Below are 26,614 nucleotides of genomic sequence, written 5' to 3' on the forward strand. Positions count from 1 at the left end.
AAAGTAAGCCGCCGTAAGGGCGGAACCCTAAGTAGCCGTTACCGCAGCAACGGATATGCCCCCAATCCCAAACGCTGGGTCCCACCAGAGCGCCCATGTTAACCTTGCGCCCATCGCGGAAAAGCCGGGCCGATGCCCCTCCTTTTGCCCCACACCTTTCAACGAGCTTGCCTGACACCGATGAATACAGCCGTGAACGACCTGTCCTCCCACACGCCAATGATGCAGCAATACTGGCGCCTGAAGAATCAGCACCCCGATCAGCTGATGTTCTACCGCATGGGCGACTTCTACGAGATCTTTTACGAGGATGCGAAGAAGGCCGCCAAGCTGTTGGACATCACCCTGACGGCGCGTGGGCAATCGGCGGGCATGGCGATTCCGATGTGTGGGATTCCTTACCACGCGGCGGAAGGCTACCTGGCGAAGCTGGTCAAGCTTGGCGAGTCGGTGGTGATCTGCGAGCAGGTCGGCGATCCGGCCACCAGCAAAGGGCCGGTGGAGCGCCAGGTGGTGCGCATCATCACGCCCGGGACAGTCAGCGACGAGGCGTTGCTGGATGAGCGTCGCGACAACCTGATCGGTGCGGTGCTGGGGGACGAGCGCCTGTTCGGCCTGGCGGTGCTGGACATCACCAGCGGCAATTTCTCGGTGCTGGAGATCAAGGGCTGGGAAAACCTGCTGGCCGAGCTGGAGCGCGTCAACCCGGTGGAGTTGCTGATCCCGGATGACTGGCCCAAGGACCTGCCCGCGGAAAAACGCCGTGGCGTGCGGCGTCGGGCGCCGTGGGATTTCGAGCGCGACTCGGCGTTGAAAAGTCTTTGCCAGCAGTTTTCCACCCAGGACCTCAAGGGCTTCGGGTGCGAGAACCTGACCCTGGCCATCGGCGCCGCCGGCTGCCTGCTGGCCTACGCCAAGGAAACCCAGCGCACCGCCCTGCCCCATTTGCGCAGCCTGCGTCACGAGCGCCTGGATGACACGGTGGTGCTGGATGGCGCCAGCCGCCGCAACCTGGAACTGGACACCAACCTGGCCGGCGGCCGTGACAACACCCTGCAATCGGTGGTCGACCGTTGCCAGACCGCCATGGGCAGCCGATTGCTGACCCGCTGGTTGAACCGTCCGCTGCGTGACCTGACCGTGCTGTTGGCGCGCCAATCGTCCATTACCTGCCTGCTGGACCGTTATCGCTTCGAGCAACTGCAACCGCAGCTCAAGGAAATCGGTGACATCGAGCGGATCCTCGCACGGATCGGCCTGCGTAACGCCCGGCCACGGGACCTGGCGCGCCTGCGGGATGCCCTCGGCGCGCTCCCCGAACTCCAGCGGGCGATGACCGACCTCGACGCGCCGCACCTGCAACAACTGGCACGCACCACCAGCACGTACCCGGAACTGGCCGCGCTGCTGGAAAAAGCCATTATCGACAACCCGCCGGCGGTGATTCGCGACGGCGGCGTGCTGAAAACCGGCTACGACGCCGAACTCGACGAATTGCAGTCATTGAGCGAGAACGCCGGTCAGTTCCTGATCGACCTCGAAGCCCGGGAAAAGGCCCGCACCGGCCTGGCCAACCTGAAGGTGGGCTACAACCGCATCCACGGTTACTTCATCGAGTTGCCGAGCAAACAGGCCGAGCAGGCCCCGGCCGACTACATCCGCCGTCAGACGCTCAAGGGTGCCGAGCGCTTCATCACCCCGGAACTCAAGGCGTTCGAAGACAAGGCACTGTCGGCCAAGAGCCGTGCCCTGGCCCGGGAAAAGATGCTCTACGACGCGCTGCTCGAAGACTTGATCAGCCAACTGCCGCCGCTGCAGGACACCGCCGCCGCGCTGGCGGAATTGGACGTGCTGAGCAACCTGGCCGAGCGCGCGCTGAACCTGGACCTCAACTGCCCACGGTTCGTCAGCGAACCGTGCATGCGTATCAGCCAGGGTCGCCACCCAGTGGTGGAGCAAGTGTTGACGACGCCGTTCGTGGCCAACGACCTGAGCCTGGACGACAACACCCGCATGTTGGTGATCACCGGACCGAACATGGGTGGTAAGTCCACCTACATGCGGCAAACCGCGTTGATTGTGCTGCTGGCCCACATCGGCAGCTTCGTCCCGGCGGCCAGTTGCGAGCTGTCTCTGGTTGACCGGATCTTCACCCGGATCGGTTCCAGCGACGACCTGGCCGGCGGGCGTTCGACCTTCATGGTGGAAATGAGCGAAACCGCGAACATCCTGCACAACGCCACCGAGCGCAGCCTGGTGCTCATGGACGAAGTCGGACGCGGCACCAGTACGTTCGACGGCCTGTCCCTGGCCTGGGCGGCCGCCGAGCGCCTGGCCCACTTGCGGGCCTACACGCTGTTCGCCACCCACTACTTCGAACTCACCGTGCTCCCGGAAAGCCAGCCGCTGGTCGCCAACGTCCACCTCAACGCCACCGAGCACAACGAGCGCATCGTGTTCCTGCACCACGTACTGCCCGGCCCGGCCAGCCAGAGCTATGGCCTGGCCGTGGCACAACTGGCCGGGGTGCCAACCGAGGTGATCACCCGGGCCCGCGAGCACCTGAGCCGCCTGGAAACCACCAGCCTGCCGCACGAAGCGCCACGTCCTGCCAAGGGCAAACCGGCTGCGCCACAGCAAAGCGACCTGTTCGCCAGCCTGCCCCATCCGGTCCTCGACGAACTGGCCAAACTCGACCTGGACGACCTGACCCCACGGCGGGCATTGGATTTACTCTACACATTGAAGACACGGATCTAACGCACAGGCGCTCAAGCTGTTAGAATCTCGCGCGGTTTGGGATGCTGCGAACTATTAGCCTGGTTCGCAGACTATCGCTCCCGAACCCGGCGCCCCTAACCGTGAAGGGGCGCAGCACGCCGCGCCTGAGGAGAAAATTAGAAATGACCTTCGTCGTCACCGACAACTGCATCAAGTGCAAATACACCGATTGCGTAGAAGTCTGTCCGGTGGACTGCTTCTACGAAGGCCCGAATTTCCTGGTGATTCACCCGGACGAGTGCATCGACTGCGCCCTGTGTGAACCGGAATGCCCGGCGAACGCCATTTTCTCGGAAGACGAAGTGCCGGCTGGCCAGGAAAACTTCATCGAGCTGAACGCCGAGCTGGCGGACATCTGGCCGAACATCACCGAGAAGAAAGACGCGCTGCCAGACGCTGAAGAGTGGGATGGCAAGCCAGGCAAGATCGCCGACCTCGAACGCTGATCGCCCTGCTGTATTGAAAAGGCCCCTTGCGGGCCTTTTTGCTTTTCTCCAGGCAAAAAAAAGGGGCGGTTTGACCCGCCCACATTTTTTCCCTAATCCCTTTAATCCTTTTCATCGTCCTGATGAATCGCGTCCTGCGATGTCCTTCCATTCCCGTCATCCTTGGCGGGTGTGTCTGTCCGTCGACACAGGACTGATATTAGTTTTTTCCCGAACAAGTGCAATTCGCCCAATGCCGGTCCAAAGGGTTGTCACGGGCTATTCACAAATGAAAAATCCCATGCAAATCAATGGAATAAAAAAATCCAACAGCAAAAATGGTTTTGCGTCGATACGGTCGCGAACCGAACGCTTACGCAAGAGTAGGCAAAGGCTTACAAACTGAACCGGAAAATGGAGAAAGAACGGACCTGCACGGGGCAAGCTCCCTCGCGACGGATAACTTGCCAGCCTTGGGAGGGGAACAGATCTGGGCTCTACAAACTGAAAAAGGGCGCCGTTTGGCGCCCTTTTTCATTCGTTGCGATGCACGGGGTGGAGCAACTGCTACTGGAACAGCGACTCGCTCGACAGGCCGTTCTTTTCCAGGATCTCCCGCAGGCGCTTGAGACCCTCCACCTGGATCTGCCGAACCCGTTCACGGGTCAACCCAATCTCCAGGCCGACATCTTCAAGGGTGCTGCTTTCGTGGCCACGCAGGCCGAAGCGGCGAATCACCACTTCGCGCTGCTTGTCTGTCAGTTCGGACAGCCACTGGTCGATGCTTTGCGACAGGTCGTCGTCCTGAAGCAACTCGCACGGGTCGGTGGGGCGATCATCGGTGAGGGTGTCGAGCAGGGTTTTATCCGAGTCCGGCCCCAACGAGACGTCCACCGAGGACACCCGCTCGTTGAGCCCCAGCATGCGCTTGACCTCACCCACCGGTTTTTCCAGCAGGTTGGCGATTTCTTCGGGTGAGGGTTCATGGTCGAGCTTTTGCGTCAGCTCGCGGGCGGCCCGCAGATAGACGTTCAGCTCCTTGACCACATGAATCGGCAACCGGATGGTCCGGGTCTGATTCATGATCGCCCGTTCGATGGTCTGGCGGATCCACCAGGTCGCGTAGGTCGAGAACCGGAAGCCCCGCTCGGGGTCGAACTTCTCGACAGCGCGAATCAGACCCAGGTTGCCCTCCTCGATCAGGTCCAGCAGGGAAAGCCCACGATTGACATAGCGTCGGGCGATTTTCACCACCAGGCGCAGGTTGCTTTCAATCATGCGTTTTCGACCGGCCGGGTCGCCACTTTGCGACAGACGCGCAAAATGAACTTCTTCCTCGGGGGAGAGCAGTGGCGAGAAACCGATTTCGTTGAGGTACAGCTGAGTGGCGTCCAGCGCCCGGGTGTAATCAATGTACTTATGTTGTTTAAGCGAAGCGGAGTGTTTGGATTTGGCACGAACGGAAGGTGGAGTCGCCCCTTCATCATTCGACATCGAATCCATAGCGATGCCGGTCTCCATCAGGAGCACCTCATCGTCGATGTCAAACTCCGGCACTTCTTTACTGAGAGCCATTGTTATAGTCCTTTGGTGAGTTCGACCTCAAGCTCAAGCGACGCCTTTATCCTTGGCAACGCTGGAGCCTGTTCCCTCTACGTGACGGAACAGGCTGACAAGCACATCAACGACGTGGCAGGAATTGCAGCGGATCGACTGGCTTACCTTGTCGGCGAATCTCAAAATGCAGTTTCACCCGGTCTGTTCCCGTCGATCCCATCTCGGCAATTGTCTGCCCGACCTTGACCTGCTGCCCCTCCCGAACCAACAGCCTGCGGTTGTGACCGTAGGCACTGACGTAGGTATCGCTGTGCTTGATGATGACGAGTTCGCCGTAGCCCCTCAAACCACTCCCGGCGTACACAACCGTGCCATCAGACGCAGCTAAAACAGGCTGTCCCAAATCCCCGGCGATATCAATTCCTTTATTCAAACTACCGTTTGAAGAGAATTTTCCAATAAGAACGCCATTAGAAGGCCACCCCCAGCCTGTCGGGGCGGGGCCTGCGGGAGGCATTGGCGCGGGTGCAGGTTTGCTCGCGACGGACGGTACCGTGGCCGTTTCGCTGCCCGCCGGACGGCGAATCACCGTGGTTTTGCTCGAGGACGACGGCGTCGATCCCGACTGCGTCACGACGGCGGTTGGCGTTGAACCGCTGCGTCCATCGAAGCGAATCGTCTGACCGGGGTGAATCGTATAAGGCGCAGGAATGTTGTTGCGTGCCGCGAGGGCCTTGTAGTCCCAGCCATAGCGAAAAGCGATGGAAAACAGCGTATCGCCGCGACGGACTACATACTGGCCGGTGGTGACGGTAGGACGCTGGGGCGTTGCATTGTTGCGATCGACCACTCGCACGTTGCCTGACGGCGTACTGGAACAACCGACCAGCAAAACACTCAAGACAAGGCCAGTCACCAGGCGCTGAAAGCTCGTGATACCCATACGCTGCGCAATGACTGTGAGACTCACCCGCCGCTCCCTTTGTGGTGGCTGAAAAATCGACGCCTGCCCGACCAGGCAAACGTCATACAAATATAGCTGGCCGCGACCACGCTTCTATTAATGAAGCGCGATGCGCCACCGCACACGTTTGCTCGACGCCGTTGAAAGCTGTTCAATCCACCGCTGCCGCTGTAAGACACAACCGCAGCCGAGGAATTCAGCGTCTGTTTATAAATGCTCAGGCCAATGGCCCGTTGAGTAACGGCACGAATCGCACCGCGCCCAGCACGTGGCGTGAGAAGCCATGTTCTTCGCGCACGATCAGCATCAGTTGCTGGACCTCCCCCGCCCCTACTGGAATCACCAGCCGCCCGCCAGGGGCAAGTTGGTCCAGCAAAGCCTGGGGAACGTCAGTGGCCACGGCGGTCACGATGATGCCGTTGTACGGTGCCAGGGCCGGCCAACCTTCCCAGCCATCGCCCCACCGAAACACCACGTTGCGCAGGTTCAGCTCGACCAGGCGTTCCTTGGCTCGGTCTTGCAGCACCTTGATCCGCTCGACGGAGAACACCCGCTCCACCAACTGCGACAACACCGCGGTCTGGTAACCCGAACCGGTGCCGATCTCCAGTACCTTGTCCAGCGGTCCGGCCTCCAACAGCAGCTCGCTCATGCGGGCCACCATATAAGGCTGGGAAATGGTCTGGTTATGGCCGATCGGCAGCGCCGTGTCTTCATAGGCGCGATGGGCCAGGGCCTCGTCGACGAACAAATGCCGTGGAGTACGCCGGATCACCTCCAGCACCTGGGCATTGGACAAGCCTTCTTCGTACAGCCGCTGGATCAGTCGTTCCCGGGTGCGCTGGGACGTCATGCCGATCCCGCGACGCAACATATCGTCTTGCTCACGCATCAATGCAGCCCCTCCAGCCAGCCATCGAGGCTTCGAAAGGCTTCGTTGAAGGTCCGGTCGAGCTGTAGCGGCGTGATCGAGACATAACCTTGCATCACCGCATGAAAGTCGGTGCCCGGCCCGCCGTCCTCGGCGTCACCGGCGGCGGCGATCCAGTAGCCGGCCTTGCCGCGCGGGTCGACCACGTGCATGGGGCTGGCGGCGCGGGCCCGATGGCCCAAACGCGTGAGCTGGATGCCACGGATGTGGTCGAGCGGCAGGTTCGGAATGTTCACGTTCAGCACCGTGCGCGGCGGCAGGTCCAGCGCGCCATGGGCCTCGACCAGCTTGCGGGCGAAATAGGCGGCGGTCGGCAGGTTGTCGACTTGCCGTGAAACGAACGAAAAGGCAAACGACGTATTGCCCAGGAAACGACCTTCCAGGGCGGCGGCGACCGTGCCGGAATACAGCACGTCATCCCCCAGGTTGGCGCCCAGGTTGATGCCCGACACCACCATGTCCGGCTCGCGCTCCAGCAAGCCGTTGAGGCCAAGGTGCACGCAATCGGTCGGCGTGCCGTTAAGGCTGATGAAACCGTTATCCAGGTAGCAGGGATGCAACGGACGGTCGAGCGTCAGCGAGCTGCTGGCGCCGCTTTTGTCCTGGTCCGGGGCGATCACCACGCACTCGGCAAAATCCGCCAGCGCAGCATAAAGCGCGGCAAGACCGGGTGCTGTCACCCCGTCGTCGTTAGAAATCAGAATACGCATGGGCTGTCCGTCTGCCCTACCGGCACCAGATCGACGAGTTCGCGCACCAAGACAGTGGCGAAGCATCCGGCCGGCAGGACGAATTCCAGTTGCAGAATGTCAGGCGAGGGATAATGCCACGACAGCCCGCCAATGGGCAGTCGCAGGATGCGACGTTCGTGACTCATTCGTGCGTTTATCAACCAATCGCGCAGATCCGCCTCGCGCTCGGCAACGGCCTGTTCCAGCGCGTGGGTCGCCCCGGCGGCCGGCGAAGGGCCTTCGCCCCACTGCGGGCCGGTGGGGTGCAGGTCGAGGATGGCCAGGCGCGGGTCGCTGCACTCGGCCTCACCGGCCGGGAAAAAGCTGCGACTGTCGGTGAACGCCAGCAAATCGCCGACCTGGGCGTGCTGCCAGGTGCCGTCGGCCACCCGGGCCGCCAGCACTTGGTTGAACAGGTAACTGCGCGCCGCGGACAACAGCCGCGAACGTACATTGCGCTGCTCCGGCAAGGCCTTGCGCGCGGCCCAGGCTCGGGCATCGACGACATTGCCGCCGTCATGGCCAAACCGCTGGGCACCAAAATAGTTGGGGATGCCCTGCTGGGCAATCTGTTGCAGGCGCGCATCGATGGCCGCCCGATCGCCCTGCAATTGGGTCAGGCGCAGGGTGAAGCCATTGGCCGAATGCGCGCCGCGTTGCAGCTTGCGCTTGTGGCGTCCCGTCTTGAGGATTTTCAGCGTGTCGTTCTCGGCCGCCGACAGGTCCGGATCGGCCTTGCCCGGCAACTGCACGCTGAACCACTGGCGGGTCAGGGCCTGGCGGTCCTTGAGCCCGGCGTAGCTGACGGTGCGCAACGGCACGCCGGCGGCCTTGGCGATTCGCCGAGCCGCCTCTTCAGTGTTCAAGCCGCGTTTTTCCACCCAGATCCACAGGTGCTCGCCATCGCCGGTCAACGGAATGTCGAGCACTTCATCGACCTGGAAATCCTCCGCCGTGGCCTTGAGCACCGCACTGCCCAGCGACTCGCCATAGGCCCGCGGCCCCAACAGTTCCAATTCGGTCATGAGCGCAGCAACAAGGCAACGGAGTGAACGGCGATGCCTTCCTCGCGACCGACGAAACCGAGTTTTTCAGTGGTGGTGGCCTTCACGTTCACCTGATCCGGCTCCACTTGCAGGTCTTCGGCAATCAATTGGCGCATCGTCTCGATGTGCGGCGCCATTTTCGGCGCCTGGGCGACGATGGTGTTGTCCACATTGCCGACTTTCCAGCCCTTGGCGTGGATCAGCGCGACCACGTGACGCAGCAGCACGCGGCTGTCGGCGCCCTTGAACTGGGGATCGGTGTCAGGGAAATGCTTGCCGATGTCACCCAGCGCCGCTGCGCCGAGCAATGCATCGCTCAAGGCGTGCAGCAGGACATCACCGTCGGAATGCGCGAGCAGCCCGAAGCCGTGTGCGATACGCACGCCGCCCAGGGTAATGAAGTCGCCTTCAGCGAAACGGTGAACATCGTAGCCGTGGCCAATACGCATAAAAAAACGCCCCGATTTTTGTCAGGGCGTGATTCTACCTGCATTAGCGGCTCAGGGCGCGTGCATGATGCTGCAAGTGCTCATCAATGAAGCTGGCGATGAAGTAGTAGCTGTGGTCGTAGCCCGGTTGCAGCCGCAGCGTCAGCGGGTGAGCTACGGCCTTGGCAGCCTGTTGCAGCGCTTCGGGCTTGAGCTGGTTGGCGAGGAAATCATCGCGATCGCCCTGGTCCACCAACAGCGGCAGCTTCTCGGTAGCCTCGGCAATCAACGCGCAGGCGTCCCATTCGCGCCATTTCGAGCGATCTTCCCCCAGGTAACGAGAGAAGGCCTTCTGGCCCCAGGGGCAATCCATCGGATTGTTGATCGGCGAAAAGGCCGACACCGAACGGTAACGGCCGGGGTTGCGCAGCGCGCAGACCAGCGCACCATGGCCGCCCATGGAGTGCCCGCTGATGCCGCGTTGATCCGACGCCGGGAAATGCGCCTCGATGAGTGCCGGCAATTCCTGCACCACGTAGTCATGCATCCGATAGTGCCGCGCCCAAGGATCCTGCGTGGCATTCAGATAAAACCCCGCACCCAGGCCAAAATCCCAGGCGCCGTCCGGGTCACCCGGCACATCGGCGCCACGGGGACTGGTGTCCGGGGCCACGATGATCAGCCCCAGCTCGGCGGCCATGCGCTGGGCGCCGGCCTTCTGCATGAAGTTCTCGTCAGTACAGGTCAGCCCGGACAACCAGTACAGCACCGGCAGCTTCGCGCCTTGCTCGGCCTGGGGTGGCAGGTACACGGCAAACACCATGTCACAGCCGAGCACGTCGGATCGGTGCCGGTAACGCTTGTGCCAGCCGCCGAAGCTTTTCTGGCAGGAGATATTTTCGAGGTTCATAGCTTCACCTCAGCTACAAGCAGCAAGCTTCAAGCTGCAAGAAAAACGCACGCGCTTGACTTGCAGCTTGCCGCTTGGAGCTTGCCACTGCTCTTAAAAATGAATGACGGTGCGGATGCTCTTGCCTTCATGCATCAGGTCGAACGCCTTGTTGATATCTTCCAGGCCCATGGTGTGGGTAATGAAGGTATCCAGCGGGATTTCACCCTTCTCGGCCATTTCCACGTAGCTTGGCAGTTCGCTGCGACCGCGCACGCCGCCAAAGGCCGAACCGCGCCAGACGCGTCCCGTCACCAGTTGGAACGGACGAGTGGCGATTTCCTGCCCGGCCCCGGCCACGCCGATGATCACCGACTCGCCCCAACCCTTGTGGCAGCATTCCAGCGCGGCACGCATCAACTGGACATTGCCGATGCACTCGAAGGAAAAGTCCACGCCGCCGTCGGTCATGTCGACGATGACTTCCTGGATCGGACGGTCGAAATCCTTCGGGTTGACGCAATCGGTGGCGCCCAGTTGCCTGGCGATCTCGAACTTGGCCGGGTTGATGTCGATGGCGATGATCCGCGCCGCCTTGGCTTTCACCGCACCGATCACCGCGGACAGGCCGATGCCACCCAGGCCGAAGATCGCCACGGTATCGCCCGGCTTGACCTTGGCGGTGTTGAGCACCGCGCCGATGCCGGTGGTCACGCCACAGCCCAGCAGGCAGACTTTTTCCAGCGGGGCGTCCTTGGCGATCTTGGCCACGGAAATTTCCGGCAGCACGGTGTACTCGGAAAACGTCGAGGTGCCCATGTAGTGGAAAATGGTCTCGCCTTTGTAGGAGAAACGCGAAGTGCCGTCCGGCATCAGGCCTTTACCCTGAGTCGCGCGAATCGCCTGGCAGAGGTTGGTCTTGCCCGACTTGCAGAATTTGCACTGGCCGCATTCCGGCGTGTACAGCGGGATCACGTGATCGCCCACCGCCACCGAGGTCACGCCCTCGCCAACGGCTTCGACGATGGCGCCGCCTTCATGGCCGAGGATCGCCGGGAAGATCCCTTCCGGGTCGGCGCCCGACAGGGTGTAGGCGTCGGTGTGGCAGACACCGGAAGCCACGACGCGCAACAGCACTTCGCCCGCCTTGGGCATGGCAACGTCGACTTCAACGATTTCCAGGGGTTTCTTGGCCTCGAAGGCAACGGCAGCGCGTGACTTGATCATTCGGGTTCTCCAGCAAATAAAAACAAGACCGGGAGTGTAATCCGCCACCAGACGATGAATAATCCAGCCAAAAGCAAAACATTATTGCCGTACAGGGATAATCCTTCATGTCCGAGAATCGCTGGGAAGGGATCGACGAGTTCGTCGCCGTGGCCGAGTGCAGCCAGTTCACGGCGGCGGCCGAACGCCTGGGGGTGTCGTCCTCCCACATCAGCAGGCAAATCGTACGGCTTGAAGAGCGTCTTCAGACGCGACTGCTCTACCGCAGTACCCGCCGGGTCACCCTCACCGAGGCTGGACAAACCTTCCTCCACCATTGCCAGCGTCTTCAGGATGGGCGTGAAGAAGCGCTTCGGGCGGTGGGCGATCTCACCAGCGAACCCAAGGGCATGCTGCGCATGACTTGCGCCGTGGCCTACGGCGAGCGCTTTATCGTGCCGCTGGTGACCCGTTTCATGAGCCTTTACCCGCAACTGCGGGTGGACATCGAGTTGAGCAACCGCCCTCTCGACTTGGTTCACGAGGGACTGGACCTGGCGATTCGCCTGGGTCGCCTGCAGGACTCTCGCCTGGTGGCCACTCGTCTCGCACCGCGCCGGATGTACTTGTGCGCGTCGCCGTCCTACGTGGAACGCTATGGCCGCCCCCACAGCCTGTCGGAATTGAGCCGGCACAACTGCCTGGTGGGCAGTTCCGACATCTGGCAACTGGAACAGAACGGGCGGGAATTTTCCCAGCGGGTGCAGGGCAACTGGCGCTGCAACAGTGGGCAAGCGGTACTGGACGCAGCCTTGCAAGGCATGGGTTTGTGCCAGTTGCCGGACTATTACGTGCTGGAGCACTTGCACAGCGGTGCGTTGATCTCGCTGCTGCAAGCCCATCAACCGCCCAACACCGCCGTCTGGGCGCTGTACCCGCAACAGCGGCACCTGTCGCCGAAAGTGCGCAAGCTGGTGGATTTCCTTAAGGAAGGGCTGGCCGAGCGGCCGGAGTATCGGGGTTAGATGGATACCGGGGTGCCGCTTTCGCGAGCAAGCCCACTGCCCCATTGATCCGGGCCAACCGAAAAACCAGCGCCCACACCACTCCCCCCTGTGTGAGCGAGCTTGCTCGCGAACAGCCCCAATGAGCGAATTTTCGCTCACCGCCCGCCGCAAATAAGCGGATTTCCGCTCATCCAGCGCAGCAAACCCCTCTAGAACGGCCCTGAGCTACGTGGCACAGGTCCTGCTATAGCCCTGGCAGGCTGCGTTCACACGCGCTCCACAACAACAATTAAATGAAGGATCCTTCAATGGATAACTCCAACGCCCTGCCCCTTGGGTCGGCTGCTGCGCCCGCCCGTGAAAGAACCACCGCCAGCCGGATCAAATCGATTTTCAGCGGCTCGGTCGGCAACATGGTCGAGTGGTATGACTGGTACGTCTACGCCGCGTTCTCGTTGTACTTCGCCAAGGTCTTCTTCCCCAAGGGCGACACCACCGCCCAGTTGCTCAACACCGCCGCGATTTTCGCCGTGGGCTTCCTGATGCGCCCGATCGGCGGCTGGTTGATGGGCCTCTACGCCGACCGCGCCGGCCGCAAGCGGGCACTGATGGCCTCGGTCTACCTGATGTGCTTCGGCTCGCTGATCATCGCCCTGAGCCCCGGTTATGAAACCATCGGCGTCGGCGCCCCGATCCTGCTGGTGTTCGCTCGTCTGCTCCAGGGCCTGTCGGTGGGTGGCGAGTACGGCACGTCGGCGACCTACCTGAGCGAGATGGCGACCAAGGAACGTCGCGGCTTCTTCTCCAGCTTCCAATACGTGACGCTGATCTCCGGCCAGCTCATCGCCCTGGGCGTGCTGATCGTGCTGCAACAGTTCCTCACCAGCGAACAGCTGTACGCCTGGGGCTGGCGCATTCCGTTCGCCATCGGCGCCCTGTGCGCGATCGTCGCGCTGTACCTGCGACGCGGCATGGAAGAAACCGAGTCGTTCACCAAGAAGGAAAAGTCCAAGGAAAGCGCCATGCGCACCTTGCTGCGCCACCCCAAGGAACTGATGACCGTGGTCGGCCTGACCATGGGCGGTACGCTGGCGTTCTACACCTACACCACCTACATGCAGAAATACCTGGTGAACACCGTCGGCATGAGCATCTCCGACTCCACCACCATTTCCGCCGCCACCCTGTTCCTGTTCATGTGCCTGCAACCGCTGATCGGCGGCCTGTCGGACAAGGTCGGACGCCGGCCGATCCTGATCGCCTTCGGTATCCTGGGCACGTTGTGCACCGTGCCGATCCTCACCACCCTGCACACCATCCAGACCTGGTGGGGCGCGTTCTTCCTGATCATGGCGGCGCTGATCATCGTCAGCGGCTACACCTCCATCAACGCCGTGGTGAAAGCCGAACTGTTCCCCACCGAAATCCGCGCCCTGGGCGTCGGCCTGCCCTACGCACTGACCGTGTCGATCTTCGGCGGCACCGCTGAGTACATCGCACTGTGGTTCAAGAGCATCGGCATGGAAACCGGCTACTACTGGTACGTGACGGGCTGCATCGCAGTCTCGCTGCTGGTGTACATCACCATGAAGGACACCCGCACCCATTCGCGGATCGTGACTGACTGACAGGTGTTCTTGCAGTCACTGCCCTGGTGAGTGCTAGGGCCCTTTCGCGAGCAAGCCCGCTCCCACAGGATCTACGCTGAACCTGTGGGAGCGGGCTTGCTCGCGAAGGGAACGACTCGGTCTCAGCTCACCTGCGCCGCACGCTCCCGGTTGCCATAGCGATTCTGCGCATACGCTGCCCCGGCGATCATCACCACCAAGATGCCTGCCAGCACCGCCGACGAGCCGATGGTGCCGAAATCCAGGCCACCTTTCTCATGGGACTTGGTCATCAAGTCGCCCAGGGTCGCACCCAGGGGACGGGTCAGTACGAAGGCGATCCAGAACAGCACCACCGTGGAAATCCGGGTGAGGTACTTGAGCAGCACGACCACGGCGATGGCCGAACCGATCAGCAGCGCACCACCGCCAAACCCCAGGCCTGAATCGTCCGCCAGGTAATCGCCGAGCGCCGTGCCCAAGGTGTTGGAAAACAGAATCGCCATCCAATAGAACATCTCGCCGCGGAAGGTCTGCACCTTGGTGACGTTGAGCGAATCACCGCTCAGGCGCCAGGCGGCGAAGATCGCCAGCAAAATCGCAATCAGGATCAGCGACCCGGTGGCGTAGCCCAGTTCGAGGGTGCGGTCCATGAAATCGGACATGGTGGTGCCCGCGGTGCTGGTGGACAGGATGACGGTCCAGTACAGCAAAGGCTTGTAGGTCTTGGCCATGAGCTGCGTGACCAGTGTCAGGACGAACACGCTGATCAGGATCAGCGAGCTGATGGCGTAACCGACGTTAAGGGTCATCGACAGCAGGTCCCCGGCGGTTTCCCCCAGGGTGGTCGCGCAGATTTTCATGACCCAGAAGGCCAGGGTGATTTGGGGCAATTTATTCATCGCGGGGAACGCTCCAGTGTGTGGCGGCCGACTCTTGTACTTCTGGCCGTACGGCAGACTGGCGTTGTGGCGGTGAAAAACAGGTTGGGAATGTATGAAAAATCTGTCACTCACGGGAAATCAGCGATTAATCGCACGTTAATGCCCGCCCTTCACCCTGACCTCACTTGATCGATGACCTGCGCGACGTTCGCTCCGACGACGAGAGCGATTGAAATGCGCCGCCCTTAACATCTACTTAATAGATCTTTTTTAGCATTATTTTGAACTTTTCAATCAACTTATTTGGCGTAGCATTAACCCATGCAAGACACATCGCCAACGACTCTGGAGTAACCGACATGAAAACCAAACTGATGCTCGCCCTGACCCTGTCCGTACTGGCCGCCAACACCTTCGCCGCGGACGGCTATGAAAAGACCGGATCGGCCGCCTTCGGCGCCGGTGCCAGCGCCGCCATCGAACGCAGCCACTCGGGCAGCTACGCCGCCGACGGTTTCGACAAGACCGGCACCGCCGACGCCATCGCGGCTGACGGTTTCGACAAGACCGGCACCGCCGACGCCATCGCGGCCGACGGTTTTGACAAGACTGGCACCGCCGAAGCCATCGGTTGAGGGTCGGGAAACAGGATCGCAGCCTTCGGCAATGCCGCAGGCTGCGATTTTTCTGCGTTCATCCATCTGGAATTAAAAGGCCGGGCCTTGCACTATGGGTCGCAGACCCATGCCTTCCAGGAACACGCTGTCATGCCCGATGAGATCCACTTCTACGAACCTGCCCACGGCCACGGCCTGCCCCACGATCCGTTCAACGCCATCGTCGGCCCACGCCCCATCGGCTGGATTTCTTCGCAGGATGCCGAAGGCCGCCTGAATCTGGCGCCTTACAGTTTCTTCAACGCCTTCAACTACATCCCACCGATCATTGGTTTTTCCAGCGTCGGTCGCAAAGACAGCCTGAACAACATTGAACAGACCGGCGAGTTCGCCTGGAACCTGGCCACGCGCCCGCTGGCCGAGCAGATGAACCAGAGCTGCGCGATGGTCGCGCCTGAGGTCGACGAGTTCGAACTGGCAGGCTTGACCCCCGCGGCCTCACGGGTGATCCAGGTGCCGCGGGTGGCTGAAAGCCCGGTGTCCTTCGAATGCAAGGTTACCCAGATCATTCAATTGCAACGGGCGGATCAGGCCCTGGTGCCGAGCTGGCTGATCCTGGGTGAAGTGGTTGCCGTGCACATCGCCAAATGGCTGTTGAAGGACGGGATCTACGACACTGCTGCCGCCGAACCGATCTTGCGCGGCGGTGGCCCGGCCGACTATTTCCAGCTGGGCCCCGAGGCGCTGTTCAAGATGCATCGCCCGAAGTAAGGCAACAGCGATTCGCCCCTTGGCGAGGGCGCTCTGTGTCGGTGATTAGTCAACGCGCCACACCAGCCCACCCTCTTCATCCACATCCTGCAGGCGGGTCAGTTCCACCGCGGCCGCTTCATCGGCCTTGGCGGCGGTGTCGAAGGATTGCTCTTCAAGCACCTTGTTGAAACGCGGTGCCCCCGAGCCACCGAGGGCTTTGGTGGCGATGGCCGCGAAATAGCCGCCCCCTTCCCGGGGCATGACGGCGGAAACAGCTTCAAAGGTTTCAAAGGCTTTACGTGCCATGCTCAAGCTTCCTGGCGATGAAAAATAACCGTCATTAAACCTTCAACCGGCCAGTTTGTGTACCGTCGCCAGGCAGCCTTCAGTCGCCTGGGCGGCGGACACTTCGCAAAAGGTGTGGAAATCCAGGCTGCTGACCACCAGGTCCTGTACCAATGCGGAAAAAATCGCCATGGCCGGGGAATTGAAGTAGGCCTCCATCACCTGCTGGTGGGTCCACAGCCCCGACACCAGCCACAAGTCGGCGTCGCATTGCGATTGCTGCAACGCAAAGTGCAGGCAACCAGGGGACTGGCGCGAGGGCGCGACCAGTGTACTCAGGCGGGCCCCCAGTTGCTTGGAGCAACCGCTGCGGGCCCGCACGAAAACCATGTGACTGACGGGGATCTGTGTCGTCATGTTCAACCCTCCCAGGTCATCCGTGGTGCAGCCGGTGACAGGCTGCGACAGGATCAAAGGTTAAGCGCCACGGCACCAGCCTCGTTAGTCGATTCCTGCCGACCCATTGCACAATCCTGCGCCAGAGCGTTACAAAATTCGCCGAGTCGTCGGCTGAATCCGGAGAACTTGAAACAAAAGGTTTCAAGCAAGTTTCCCCAGCATGGCCCGGCCGCCCCCTGTCACGCCGTGCAGGATCAGGCAAGCTTTCAACAGGATGTGGCTACCGCTGCGGCTTGCACAAACATAAGCTTTTGCCCACCGCTCTCTATTTCCCGAGGATTCCGGCATGACGCCACTCGATCACGCCCACGTTCCGCTGGACACGTACCTGGAACAACAGCGCGCCGAACTGGCGTCGATCATCCAGCGCAATACCTGCGAGGACGGCACCTACGCGACGGCGATCGCCTCGCTGAACCTGTCGCGCCATAGCCAACCCAACGAGTTTGCCCCCGTGCTGGCGCAACCGGCGCTGTGCATCATGGCCCAGGGCAGCAAACAGGTGCGCCTGGCGGACGAACAGTTCAACTACGACCCGCTGCATTACCTGGTGGTGTCGGTGTCGATGCCATTGAGCGGTTGCATCGCCAACGTGTCGCCCGAGCACCCGATCCTGGCACTGCGCCTGGACATCGACCCGGCGGAAATCACCGCGCTGATCGCCGACGCAGGCCCCTTGGGCGTACCGACCCGCCCGGCCGGACGCGGCCTGTATGTCGAGCGCCTGGACACGCCAATGCTGGATGCCGTCTTGCGCCTGACCCGATTGCTGGACAGCCCGAAAGACATCGCCATGCTCGCGCCATTGGTGCGCCGGGAGATCCTGTACCGCCTGCTGCGCAGTCCACAGGGGTATCGCCTGTACGAAATCGCCATCGCCAACAGTCAGAGCCATCGCATCAGCCAGGCGATCAAATGGCTCAACCGCCACTTCGAACAACCGCTGCGCATCGACGAACTGGCCCGGGAAGTGAACCTCAGCGTCTCGACCCTGCACCACCGGTTCAAGGCCATGACGGCGATGAGCCCGCTGCAATACCAGAAGCAACTGCGCCTGCAAGAAGCCCGGCGGCTGATGCTGGCCGAAGGCTTGGAAGCCTCCGCCGCGGGCTATCGGGTGGGCTATGAAAGCCCTTCGCAGTTCAGCCGCGAGTACAGCCGACTGTTTGGCGCGCCGCCGTTGCGGGATCTGGCGCGGTTGCGGTTGACGGTTTGACCGGCGGTGTTGCGTTGACTGGGCCGGTCCCATCGCGAGCAAGCTCGCTCCCACAAGGAATGCCAGTGAACCAGAATGTCTGTTCACCAGCGATCAATGTGGGAGCGAGCTTGCTCGCGATGAGGCGAGTAAAAAACACCTCAGCACTTCGATGTCCAAACCTCCTGGTCAATCTCGATCAACGTCGGTCCCTGCCGCTCACGAGCCGTAAACAGCGCCGCGCGCAGTGACGCCGTATCCTCCACAGCCTGGGCAAAGCAGCCCAGAGCCTTGGCCACGCCAATGAAATCGGGGGTGTAGATGTCCACGCCCACCGGCTCGATGGCGCGGTTGAGCATGTACTTCTTGATCTCTTCGTAACCCTGGTTATTCCACAGCAGCACGATCACCGGCACGCGTGCCTCCACGGCACTGGCCAGTTCCGGCAGGGTGAACTGCAACCCGCCATCGCCGATCAGGCACACCACCGGCGGACGGCCGTGGCCGTGGTCCTTGCCGCCGAGCCAGGCACCGATGGCCGCCGGCAGCGCATAGCCCAGGGTGCCGTAGCCGGTGGACGAATTGAACCAGCGACGCGGCCGTTCCGGGTTGAAGGTCAGGTTGCCGGTGTACACCGGTTGGGTCGAATCACCGACGAAGACCGCGTCCGGCAGCGCCTGCAAGACACTGTCGAGGAAAACCGTCTGAGCACGGGTCGCAGCGTCCCAATGGCTCGCCAGGTCAGCCCGCAACCGGGTTGCCCGCGCCGCGCCCCAGTCCTGGTAGCGCTCAGCCATGGGTTGACGGTCCAAGGCATCGAGCAAGGCTGCGGCGGCGCTGCGGGCATCGGCCACCAGCGCCAGCCGAGGGGGATAGTTGCGCACGGTCTGGTCCGGGTCGATGTCGATCCGCAGCAGCGCACCGGGAATCTCGAAACCGCCGGCGAAGGTGACGTCATAGTCGGTCTCGGCCAGCTCGGTGCCGATGGCCAACACCACGTCCGCTTCGGCGACCAACGCGCGGGTGGCGACCAGGCTCTGGGTCGAGCCGATGAGCAACGGATGGCGGGACGGCAACAAGCCCTTGGCGTTGATGGTCAACGCCACCGGCGCACCCAGGCGTTCGGCCAACGCGGCCACTTCGGCGCCAGCGTCGATGGCACCGCCACCGGCCAGGATCAGTGGCCGGCGGGCCGCGGCCAGCATCGCAGCCATCTGTTGCACTGCAACCGGTGCGGCCCCGGCGCGGCTGATGTTCACCGGTACACTGGCCAGCAAGGCGTCGGCGTTTTCAACCAGCACGTCCAACGGGATTTCGATGTGCACCGGCCGCGGGCGCCCGGCCTGGAACACCGCGAACGCCCGCGCCAACACGCCGGGCAACTCGGCGGCGGACAGCAGCGTGTGGGAAAACGCCGCGACGCCACTCACCAGCGCCGCCTGGTTCGGCAACTCATGCAACTTGCCCCGCCCGCCTCCCAACTGGCTACGCGACTGCACGCTGGAGATCACCAGCATCGGGATCGAATCGGCGTAGGCCTGGCCCATGGCGGTGGTGATGTTGGTCATGCCGGGGCCGGTGATGATGAAACACACGCCAGGCTGACCACTGACCCGCGCATAACCGTCGGCCATGAAACCCGCGCCCTGCTCATGGCGCGGCGTCACATGGCGGATGCTTGAACGGGCCAACCCGCGATACAACTCGACGGTGTGCACGCCGGGAATGCCGAACACCTGCTCCACGCCGTAGCCTTCGAGTAACTTGACCAACACTTCGCCGCACGTTGCCATCGCCACCGCCCATTTTCTCTTGGAATGGCGTCATTGAACGGTCAGGCCATGGCGGCAACAATCGATAAAAAGTCATACTCGCCATGTCCTCACGTCATGGCTCGCACCGATGAAACGCCTTCCGCCGCTTCCGGCCCTGTACACCTTCCTGGTCACCGCCCAGTGCTGCAACTTCACCCGGGCCGCCGAACAGTTGCACATCACCCAGGGCGCAGTGAGCCGGCAGATCGCCGGGCTGGAAGCTCATCTGGGCTATGCGTTGTTCCAGCGCCAGGCCCGGGGCTTGAGCCTGACGACGCAAGGCGCGGCGTGGCTACCGCGGGTGCAGCAGGTGTTCAACCTGATCGGCGAGGCGGTGGAGCAGATCGGTGACAAGCACCGGGCCCTGCAACTCAAGGCCCCGACCTGCGTGCTGCGCTGGTTGCTGCCGCGCCTGCTGCAATGGCAAAAGGAGCGGCCGGACGTGCCGGTGGAACTGACCACCACGGTCAAGCACGGCGTGGATTTCCAGCGCGAGGCCTTCGACGCCGCCGTGGTCTACGGCCCGCCGCCGGATGCCTCGCTGGCCAGCCTGCACCTGTTCGATGAACAACTGACACCGGTCTGCTCGCGCCCGCTCCTGGACGGCCCCGTGCAGCTGCACTCGCTCGCCGACCTGCAACAACATCTGTTGCTGCACCCCACCCCCGACGGGCGCGACTGGACCACCTGGCTGGACGCCGCCGGGGTGCACCTGGGCCGTGCCGCCAAGGGCCAGCACTTCGAAACCCTCGACCTGGCGATGTCCATGGCCTCGCAAGGCACCGGCGTGGCGATTGGCGACTGGTCGTTGATCGGCGACGACCTGAGCGCCGGAAGGCTGGTGATGCCGTTCGAACTGAAGGTCGGGACGGGGCTGGGTTATCACCTGGTGTTCCCGCGCAAGGCCGAAGTGCCGGCGCCGTTGCAGGCCTTGATGGAGTGGTTGGTGGCGCAGGCCAAGGCGCGATGAGCCCACAGCAGCAGGCCTTTGTGGCGAGGGAGCTTGCTCCCGCTTGGGTGCGCAGCGCCCACAAGAAAGGTCTGCTACGCAGCCCAGCGGGAGCAAGCTCCCTCGCCACGCGTGCCCATTGCCAACCGCGCGGTGAGGTCAAAGCACATTCGGCGCCTGCACCGGTTCGATCTGCGCCCAGTGTGACGTATCGTCACGATGCTGCTGCAGGTAAGGCAGCACCGCGCCCAGCAACGGCGCCTTGAACGCCTCCTGGAAACGATGGGCCAGGCCTGGGATCAGCTTCAATTGGCTGCCCTGGATGTGTGCGGCCAGGTGCACGCCGTGCATCACCGGCAGCAACGGGTCGGCGGTGCCGTGAACGACCAGGGTTGGCACCCGCAGTTGATTGAGCAACGCCACGCGGCTGGGCTCCGCCAGGATCGCCATGATCTGGCGCTGCACGCCTTCGGGGTTGAAGGCGCGGTCATAAGCCACCGCGGCCTGGTGCAGCAGCGCCTGCCGATCGTCGACCACCATGGGGCTGCCCAAGGCGGCCAGCAGATCGGCCTGTTGCTCCAGCGCCACTTCGCGATTCGGCGCGCTGCGCCGCGACAGGAGCTGGACCAATGCCGCGCTGGGTGCCGGCAGGCCTTCGGCGCCGGAACTGGTCATGATCAGCGTCAGGCTTTCGACCCGCTGCGCAGCCATGGCCGCCATGTGCTGGGCGATCATCCCGCCCATGCTCACGCCCAACACATGAAAACGCTGCACCTGCAAGGCATCCATCAAGCCCAGGCCATCCTCGGCCATGTCGGTCAAGGTATAAGGCGATGCCACGGGCAAGCCGAGTTTATAGCGCAACGCTTCAAACGCCAGGTTGGCGCTGCCGGGCGCCTGGCGCCAGGTGGACAGGCCCACGTCCCGGTTGTCGTAGCGAATCACCCGGAAACCCTGTTCGCACAGCGCCACCACCACTTCGTCCGGCCAGTGGATCAATTGCCCACCCAGCCCCATCACCAGCAACAGCACGGGATCGGAGGGGCGGCCCACGCTCTGGTACGCCACGCTGACTTGTTCCAGATCGACCCGTTGGGTCGGCACATTCACATCACAACGAGAAGCCGCAATCGACGGCAGGCCGCACAACAAGGCGGCCAGGAAAATGAATACACGCATGAAGAAACACCAAAACGCAGAACCCCAGTAGAGCGCGAGTCTGATGAAGTTTGTTCAAGCGCGCTGCCACAGTTGCGTGACAGTTTGATGAAGATTGCCGAGTGGTGTTGCTCTGAACACCGTGGCGAGGGAGCTTGCTCCCGCTGGGCGGCGCAGCCGCCCCAGACCTTCGAGCCTTTACCCTACTTCCAGGCAAGGATGTTTGGGAGTGCTTCGCACTCCAGCGGGAGCAAGCTCCCTCGCCACAGGGAAGCTTGCGTTCATCCGTTACAGCCTCAAGCCAACTGACTGCGCAACTGCCGCGCCGCCGCCACCATGTTCACCAACGCCGCTTCCGTCTCCGGCCACGCCCGGGTCTTCAAGCCGCAATCGGGGTTGACCCACAACCGCTCCGGTGCGATGCGCTTGACCGCCTTGCTCATCAGCGAAACCATCTCGGCCGTGTCCGGCACCCGGGGCGAGTGGATGTCATAGACGCCCGGGCCGATATCGTTCGGGTAATCGAACGCTTCGAAAGCCTCCAGCAACTCCATGTCCGAACGTGAGGTTTCAATGGTGATGACGTCGGCGTCCATGTCGGCGATGGCCTTGATCACGTCATTGAACTCGCTGTAGCACATGTGGGTGTGGATCTGGGTTTCATCGCCCACGCCCGAGGCGCACAGGCGGAAGGCCTCCACCGCCCAGTCGAGGTATTCCTGCCATTGGCCGCGGCGCAACGGCAGGCCCTCGCGAAACGCCGCCTCGTCGATCTGCACAATGCTGATCCCGGCCTTCTCCAGGTCCAGCACTTCGTCCCGCAGGGCCAGGGCCAGTTGGCGGGCCTGGACCTGGCGCGACACGTCTTCGCGGGGGAACGACCACATCAACATGGTCACAGGCCCGGTGAGCATGCCCTTCATGACCTTGTCGGTCAGGCGCTGGGCGTAGCAGATCCAGTCGACGGTCATGGGCTTGGGCCGGCTGATGTCGCCGTAGATGATCGCCGGCTTCACGCAACGCGAACCATAGCTCTGCACCCAGCCGAAACGGGTAAAGGCGTAGCCGTCCAGTTGCTCGGCGAAATACTCCACCATGTCGTTGCGCTCGGCCTCGCCATGCACCAGCACATCCAGGCCCAGGCGCTCCTGGATCTGCACGGCATGACGGATCTCGGTGTGCATGGCGTCCTGATAATCGTTGGCCGACAACTTGCCCTGTTTGTAGGCCTGGCGCGCCAGGCGAATCGCCGACGTCTGCGGGAAAGAACCGATGGACGTGGTCGGAAACGCCGGCAACTTCAGCCTGGCACGCTGCCGTTCGATGCGCTGGGCGAAGGGCGATTGCCGCTGGCTGTCCTGGGGTTTGATCGCATCGAGTCGGGCCTGCACCTCGGGCTTGTGGATCCGTGCCGAGGCGGCGCGACGGGCCTGCACCTCACGGCTGTCGACCAGGGCCTGGTGGACACCGGGGGCGTGAGGGTCATTCAACGCATCGCGCAGCACCGCCACTTCACCGCACTTCTGCACGGCGAAGGCCAGCCAGCTCTTGAGTTCTGGATCAAGCTTGTCTTCACGCTCAAGATCCACCGGGCTGTGCAGCAACGAGCAGGACGTGCTGACCCAGAGGTTGTCGCCAAAACGTTCCTGGGCCGGTTGCAACTGCGCCAGCGCCTGTTCCAGCTCACAACGCCAGACGTTGCGACCATTGACCAGGCCCACCGACAGGATCTTGTAGCTGGGCAGCCGGTCCAGCACCTGGCCCAATTGCTCCGGTGCACGCACCGCGTCGATGTGCAAGCCATCCACCGGCAGGCTCACCGCCAGGCCGAGGTTGTCGGCCAGGCCACTGAAGTAGGTCGCCACGAGTTTTTTCAGCGGCGAATACTGAAGGATGTGATAGGCCCGCTCGAAGGCGTTTTTCCAGGCCTGGGGCAAATCGAGGGTCAGGATCGGCTCGTCGATCTGCACCCATTCCACGCCCTGGCGCTGGAGACGATTGAGGATTTCACCGTAGACCGGCAGCAACCGCTCCAGCAGGTCCAGCTTGTCGAAGTCCTCGCCCTTGGCCTTGCCCAGCCACAGGTAGGTCAGCGGGCCGATGAGCACCGGCTTGACCCGATGGCCCAGGGCATGGGCTTCGTCCACTTCGTCGAACAGCTGTTCCCAGCTCAGGGTGAACGCCTGGTCGACGGAGAACTCCGGGACCAGGTAGTGGTAGTTGGTGTCGAACCACTTGGTCAGCTCCTGGGCGTGTTGCGCCTGGCCGTGACCGGCGCAACAGCTGGCGGTGGCGCCACGGGCCATGGCGAACAAGGTGTCGAGGGTGGGCCGGCCCTGGCCATTGAGGGTGTCGTGGAAACGCGACGGAACCACGCCCAGGGCCAGGGTGTGGCTGAGCACCTGGTCGTACCAGGCAAAGTCGCCGACGGGCAGCAGGTCGATGCCGGCGTCTTTCTGCAATTGCCAGTGCCGGGCCCGCAGCTCACGTCCCACCGCTTGCAGCGCGTCCGGTGCCAGGTCGCCCTTCCAGTAGGCTTCGAGGGCTTTTTTCAGTTCGCGGTCGGCGCCGATGCGGGGAAAACCGAGGGTGTGGGCCAGGGCCATGGTGTGCGTCCTCCTGTAAAAGATGGCGCTATTGTCGACAGCCGACCCTTCATGAGACAAACTCAACCTTTTCGTGTTGATCACAAGTTTTCCTCATGGAGCCTCCGGTGCTTGAACTCCGTCACCTCAAGACCCTGCATGCCCTGCGCGAAGCCGATAGCCTGGTGGAAGCCGCCGAACGCCTGCACCTGACCCAGTCCGCGCTGTCCCACCAGTTCAAGGAACTGGAGGAACGCCTGGGCATGCAGTTGTTCGTGCGCAAGACCAAACCGGTACGGTTCACCAGCGCCGGCCTGCGCCTGCTGCAACTGGCCGATGCCACCCTGCCCCTGCTGCGCGGCGCCGAACGGGACATCGCGCGCCTTGCGGGCGGCACCGCCGGGCGCCTGCACATGGCGATCGAGTGCCACAGTTGCTTCCAATGGCTGATGCCCACCATCGACCAGTTCCGCGACGCCTGGCCCGAAGTCGAACTGGACCTGGCCTCGGGCTTCGCCTTCGCCCCGTTGCCGGCCCTGGCCCGGGGCGACCTGGACCTGGTGGTCACATCCGACCCGCTGGAACTGGCCGGCATCACCTACGTGCCGCTGTTCACCTATGAAGCGATGCTCGCCGTGGCCAACCAGCACCGCCTGGCGGGCAAACCGTTCATCGTGCCGGAGGACCTGGTCAGCGAGACCCTGATCACCTACCCCGTGGAACGGGATCGGCTGGACATCTTCACCCGCTTCCTGGAGCCGGCCGACATCGAACCGGCCCAGGTGCGCACATCCGAACTGACGGTGATGATGATGCAACTGGTGGCCAGCGGCCGCGGCGTCTGCGGCATGCCCCACTGGGCGCTGCATGAATACAGCTCACGGGGCTACGTGAAGGCCAAGCGCCTGGGCGAAAAAGGCCTGTTCGCCACCCTGTACGCAGCGGTCCGCACCGACATGCTCGACGCACCGTACATGCGCGACTTCCTGCTGACGGCGAAGGACACGTCGTTTTCCACCCTCGATGGAGTCAGTGCAGTGCGCTGATGGCGGCGAGCCCTTCGCGAGCAAGCCCGCTCCCACAGAGGATCCGCAGCAAAGCCCAATTCTGTGGACACCACCACCCCCTGTGGGAGGACCTGCTGCAAAACCCAACTCTGTGAGCACCACCAATCCCTGTGGGAGCAACTGTCTTACCTCTGCCACCCGTCACCGCCATTCAGTGCCGTCTCGAAGCATGGCATTCAGTCTGATTAGCAATATTCGCATGCAGGCGATGAGCGCGACTTTCGCGCTCTTGCCTCGCCCTCGAAGTGCTTCGTACCGGGCCTTGAAGTCGGCGTGATAGCGGATGACAACCCAGCACGACATATAAAGCGCACGTCTGACCCGCGCTCTTCCTCCGTAAATCTGACGTTTGCCGCTGTGATTGCCACTGTCGTCGTTGTAGGGGGCGATTCCCGCCAGGGCCGCGATCTCTCTGCGATCAAGCTCACCGAGCTCAGGCAGGTAAACCAACAAACTAGCAGTCGCCACAGTGCCGATCCCTTTAACTGATGTGAGTCGGTCGGCTTTCTCCGCATCCAGCTTACGCATGCTTTGATTAATGGCTTTGCCAAACTGCTTGATTTGGATTTGCAGGTAGCGAATATGATCTTTGATCACCTCGATAACCGCCGGAAGCTGAGCCTGCTGTAGTCGGCGCTTGTTGTCATCTCGTTGCTGGACGAAGTGTTCGCGCAGCTGAATCAGCTCCCGCAGTGCTTCACGCTCAGGTGAAATGGGCTTTTCGTGAGACGCATGCAGAGCTTCGGCAAAATCGGCAAGAACAGCCGCATCGATGGGGTCGGTCTTGGCATTCTTGCCCATTGCTACGGCGAAGGCTCTAGCCCGGCGAGGGTTGATCCTGAGCACATTGAAACCTGCCTCCTGCAGTGCTGCCATAACCTTTCGTTCATAGCCGCCCGTGGCTTCCAGTAACACCCGGCCAATCGTGTATTGGCTTAGCTGTTCGACCAGCTGTGCAAAACCCTCAGACGTATTGGGGACCTCATAGCCTTGGTTCTGTGGTCGAACCCAAACGACGAGATTTGATTTGGATATATCGATACCGACCCAGGAAATCATGGCAAAACCCTCTTACACTCAGAAATGAGAGTGCTCTGGCTTTGCCCACGCTTGTGATTCGAGTGCCGCTCGTACAACTGTTCGGGCTTATGGGCCAGAGTAGAAAGGTAGATGGCAGCTTTGCTCCCACTCGTGCTTCAAGCACCGCGGACTCACAGCTTGCCATCTACCCCTCTCACCCCAGAGTTTATTCCCTTACTCAGACACAAGCGGGCTT

General features: G+C 62.2%; 24 protein-coding genes. 9 read left to right on the forward strand and 15 right to left on the reverse strand.

Translation table 11 applies throughout. The annotated features are described in order from the left end of the window. Positions 1–192: 192 nt before the first annotated feature. Both mutS and fdxA read left to right on the forward strand, forming a co-directional pair. Complete coding sequence (gene mutS, locus AD664_RS15065; protein WP_172679728.1) at positions 193–2,760, forward strand: DNA mismatch repair protein MutS; 2,568 nt, start codon at positions 193–195, stop codon at positions 2,758–2,760. Between the two features lie 143 nt (positions 2,761–2,903). Then, entirely contained in the window at positions 2,904–3,227 is a 324-nt protein-coding gene (fdxA, locus tag AD664_RS15070) for a ferredoxin FdxA (RefSeq protein WP_042729839.1), read from the forward strand. A 546-nt stretch (positions 3,228–3,773) separates the two neighbouring features. Here fdxA and rpoS read toward each other — a convergent pair. From rpoS to AD664_RS15110, 8 genes are all read right to left on the reverse strand, one after another. Beyond that, positions 3,774–4,781 (reverse strand): RNA polymerase sigma factor RpoS, encoded by a 1,008-nt coding sequence (rpoS, locus tag AD664_RS15075; RefSeq protein ID WP_003198289.1) that lies wholly within the window; start codon positions 4,779–4,781, stop codon positions 3,774–3,776. A gap of 106 nt (positions 4,782–4,887) precedes the next feature. Next, entirely contained in the window at positions 4,888–5,733 is an 846-nt protein-coding gene (locus AD664_RS15080) for a peptidoglycan DD-metalloendopeptidase family protein (protein WP_053147604.1), read from the reverse strand. Between the two features lie 211 nt (positions 5,734–5,944). Next, positions 5,945–6,580, reverse strand: coding sequence for a protein-L-isoaspartate(D-aspartate) O-methyltransferase (locus tag AD664_RS15085; protein ID WP_161796107.1), 636 nt, complete (start codon positions 6,578–6,580; stop codon positions 5,945–5,947). A 38-nt stretch (positions 6,581–6,618) separates the two neighbouring features. Then, positions 6,619–7,368: a 5'/3'-nucleotidase SurE gene (gene surE / locus AD664_RS15090; RefSeq protein WP_042729837.1), complete on the reverse strand. Its 750-nt coding sequence runs from the start codon at positions 7,366–7,368 to the stop codon at positions 6,619–6,621. Further along, a complete protein-coding gene (gene truD / locus AD664_RS15095) occupies positions 7,356–8,414 on the reverse strand; it encodes a tRNA pseudouridine(13) synthase TruD (protein WP_053147605.1) in 1,059 nt (352 codons plus the stop codon). The genes surE and truD overlap by 13 nt, the downstream gene beginning before the upstream one ends. Next, positions 8,411–8,884 carry a 2-C-methyl-D-erythritol 2,4-cyclodiphosphate synthase gene (ispF, locus tag AD664_RS15100; protein ID WP_053147607.1) on the reverse strand — a complete coding sequence of 158 codons (474 nt, stop codon included), beginning with the start codon at positions 8,882–8,884 and terminating at the stop codon, positions 8,411–8,413. Before ispF ends, truD begins: the two co-directional genes overlap by 4 nt. A gap of 43 nt (positions 8,885–8,927) precedes the next feature. Continuing rightward, positions 8,928–9,773 carry an S-formylglutathione hydrolase gene (fghA, locus tag AD664_RS15105; RefSeq protein ID WP_053147609.1) on the reverse strand — a complete coding sequence of 282 codons (846 nt, stop codon included), beginning with the start codon at positions 9,771–9,773 and terminating at the stop codon, positions 8,928–8,930. Positions 9,774–9,866: 93 nt separating this feature from the next. Further along, positions 9,867–10,979 carry an S-(hydroxymethyl)glutathione dehydrogenase/class III alcohol dehydrogenase gene (locus AD664_RS15110; protein WP_042729833.1) on the reverse strand — a complete coding sequence of 371 codons (1,113 nt, stop codon included), beginning with the start codon at positions 10,977–10,979 and terminating at the stop codon, positions 9,867–9,869. A 107-nt stretch (positions 10,980–11,086) separates the two neighbouring features. On the opposite strand from AD664_RS15110, the gene AD664_RS15115 reads away from it, so the two are divergent. Together AD664_RS15115 and AD664_RS15120 are read left to right on the forward strand one after the other, a co-directional pair. After that, the gene (locus tag AD664_RS15115) at positions 11,087–11,983 is read left to right on the forward strand and encodes a LysR substrate-binding domain-containing protein (RefSeq protein ID WP_042729832.1); all 897 of its coding nucleotides are present in this window, start codon (positions 11,087–11,089) and stop codon (positions 11,981–11,983) included. Positions 11,984–12,273: 290 nt separating this feature from the next. Then, positions 12,274–13,593 carry an MFS transporter gene (locus tag AD664_RS15120; RefSeq protein ID WP_053147610.1) on the forward strand — a complete coding sequence of 440 codons (1,320 nt, stop codon included), beginning with the start codon at positions 12,274–12,276 and terminating at the stop codon, positions 13,591–13,593. 122 nt (positions 13,594–13,715) lie between these two features. Here AD664_RS15120 and AD664_RS15125 read toward each other — a convergent pair whose 3' ends face one another. Beyond that, positions 13,716–14,474 carry a hypothetical protein gene (locus AD664_RS15125; RefSeq protein WP_053147612.1) on the reverse strand — a complete coding sequence of 253 codons (759 nt, stop codon included), beginning with the start codon at positions 14,472–14,474 and terminating at the stop codon, positions 13,716–13,718. 341 nt (positions 14,475–14,815) lie between these two features. On the opposite strand from AD664_RS15125, the gene AD664_RS15130 reads away from it, so the two are divergent. After that, a complete protein-coding gene (locus tag AD664_RS15130; RefSeq protein ID WP_053147614.1) occupies positions 14,816–15,091 on the forward strand; it encodes a hypothetical protein in 276 nt (91 codons plus the stop codon). Between the two features lie 132 nt (positions 15,092–15,223). After that, positions 15,224–15,844: a flavin reductase family protein gene (locus AD664_RS15135; RefSeq protein WP_053147616.1), complete on the forward strand. Its 621-nt coding sequence runs from the start codon at positions 15,224–15,226 to the stop codon at positions 15,842–15,844. A gap of 45 nt (positions 15,845–15,889) precedes the next feature. Here AD664_RS15135 and AD664_RS15140 read toward each other — a convergent pair whose 3' ends face one another. Together AD664_RS15140 and AD664_RS15145 are read right to left on the reverse strand one after the other, a co-directional pair. Continuing rightward, entirely contained in the window at positions 15,890–16,132 is a 243-nt protein-coding gene (locus AD664_RS15140) for a hypothetical protein (RefSeq protein ID WP_042732269.1), read from the reverse strand. Between the two features lie 42 nt (positions 16,133–16,174). After that, positions 16,175–16,528, reverse strand: a complete 354-nt coding sequence (locus tag AD664_RS15145; RefSeq protein WP_053147627.1) for a putative quinol monooxygenase — start codon at positions 16,526–16,528, stop codon at positions 16,175–16,177. 328 nt (positions 16,529–16,856) lie between these two features. On the opposite strand from AD664_RS15145, the gene AD664_RS15150 reads away from it, so the two are divergent. Continuing rightward, positions 16,857–17,786 (forward strand): AraC family transcriptional regulator, encoded by a 930-nt coding sequence (locus AD664_RS15150; protein ID WP_042732268.1) that lies wholly within the window; start codon positions 16,857–16,859, stop codon positions 17,784–17,786. A gap of 140 nt (positions 17,787–17,926) precedes the next feature. Here AD664_RS15150 and AD664_RS15155 read toward each other — a convergent pair whose 3' ends face one another. Continuing rightward, positions 17,927–19,558 carry a 5-guanidino-2-oxopentanoate decarboxylase gene (locus AD664_RS15155; protein ID WP_053147617.1) on the reverse strand — a complete coding sequence of 544 codons (1,632 nt, stop codon included), beginning with the start codon at positions 19,556–19,558 and terminating at the stop codon, positions 17,927–17,929. Positions 19,559–19,667: 109 nt separating this feature from the next. On the opposite strand from AD664_RS15155, the gene AD664_RS15160 reads away from it, so the two are divergent. Next, positions 19,668–20,549 (forward strand): LysR substrate-binding domain-containing protein, encoded by an 882-nt coding sequence (locus AD664_RS15160; protein ID WP_053147618.1) that lies wholly within the window; start codon positions 19,668–19,670, stop codon positions 20,547–20,549. Between the two features lie 138 nt (positions 20,550–20,687). Here AD664_RS15160 and AD664_RS15165 read toward each other — a convergent pair whose 3' ends face one another. Both AD664_RS15165 and metE read right to left on the reverse strand, forming a co-directional pair. Next, complete coding sequence (locus AD664_RS15165; RefSeq protein ID WP_053147619.1) at positions 20,688–21,707, reverse strand: alpha/beta fold hydrolase; 1,020 nt, start codon at positions 21,705–21,707, stop codon at positions 20,688–20,690. Between the two features lie 275 nt (positions 21,708–21,982). Beyond that, the gene (metE, locus tag AD664_RS15170; protein WP_053147620.1) at positions 21,983–24,292 is read right to left on the reverse strand and encodes a 5-methyltetrahydropteroyltriglutamate--homocysteine S-methyltransferase; all 2,310 of its coding nucleotides are present in this window, start codon (positions 24,290–24,292) and stop codon (positions 21,983–21,985) included. 107 nt (positions 24,293–24,399) lie between these two features. Between metE and metR the strand changes: the two genes are divergently transcribed. Next, positions 24,400–25,317, forward strand: coding sequence for a transcriptional regulator MetR (metR, locus tag AD664_RS15175; RefSeq protein ID WP_042731628.1), 918 nt, complete (start codon positions 24,400–24,402; stop codon positions 25,315–25,317). 162 nt (positions 25,318–25,479) lie between these two features. On the opposite strand, the gene AD664_RS15180 is transcribed toward metR, so the two are convergent. Then, positions 25,480–26,397 (reverse strand): IS110 family transposase, encoded by a 918-nt coding sequence (locus AD664_RS15180; protein WP_053143539.1) that lies wholly within the window; start codon positions 26,395–26,397, stop codon positions 25,480–25,482. Between the last annotated feature and the right edge of the window lie 217 nt (positions 26,398–26,614).

This window comes from Pseudomonas sp. P97.38 (assembly GCF_001269745.1).
GTDB lineage: Bacteria > Pseudomonadota > Gammaproteobacteria > Pseudomonadales > Pseudomonadaceae > Aquipseudomonas > Aquipseudomonas chlororaphis_E.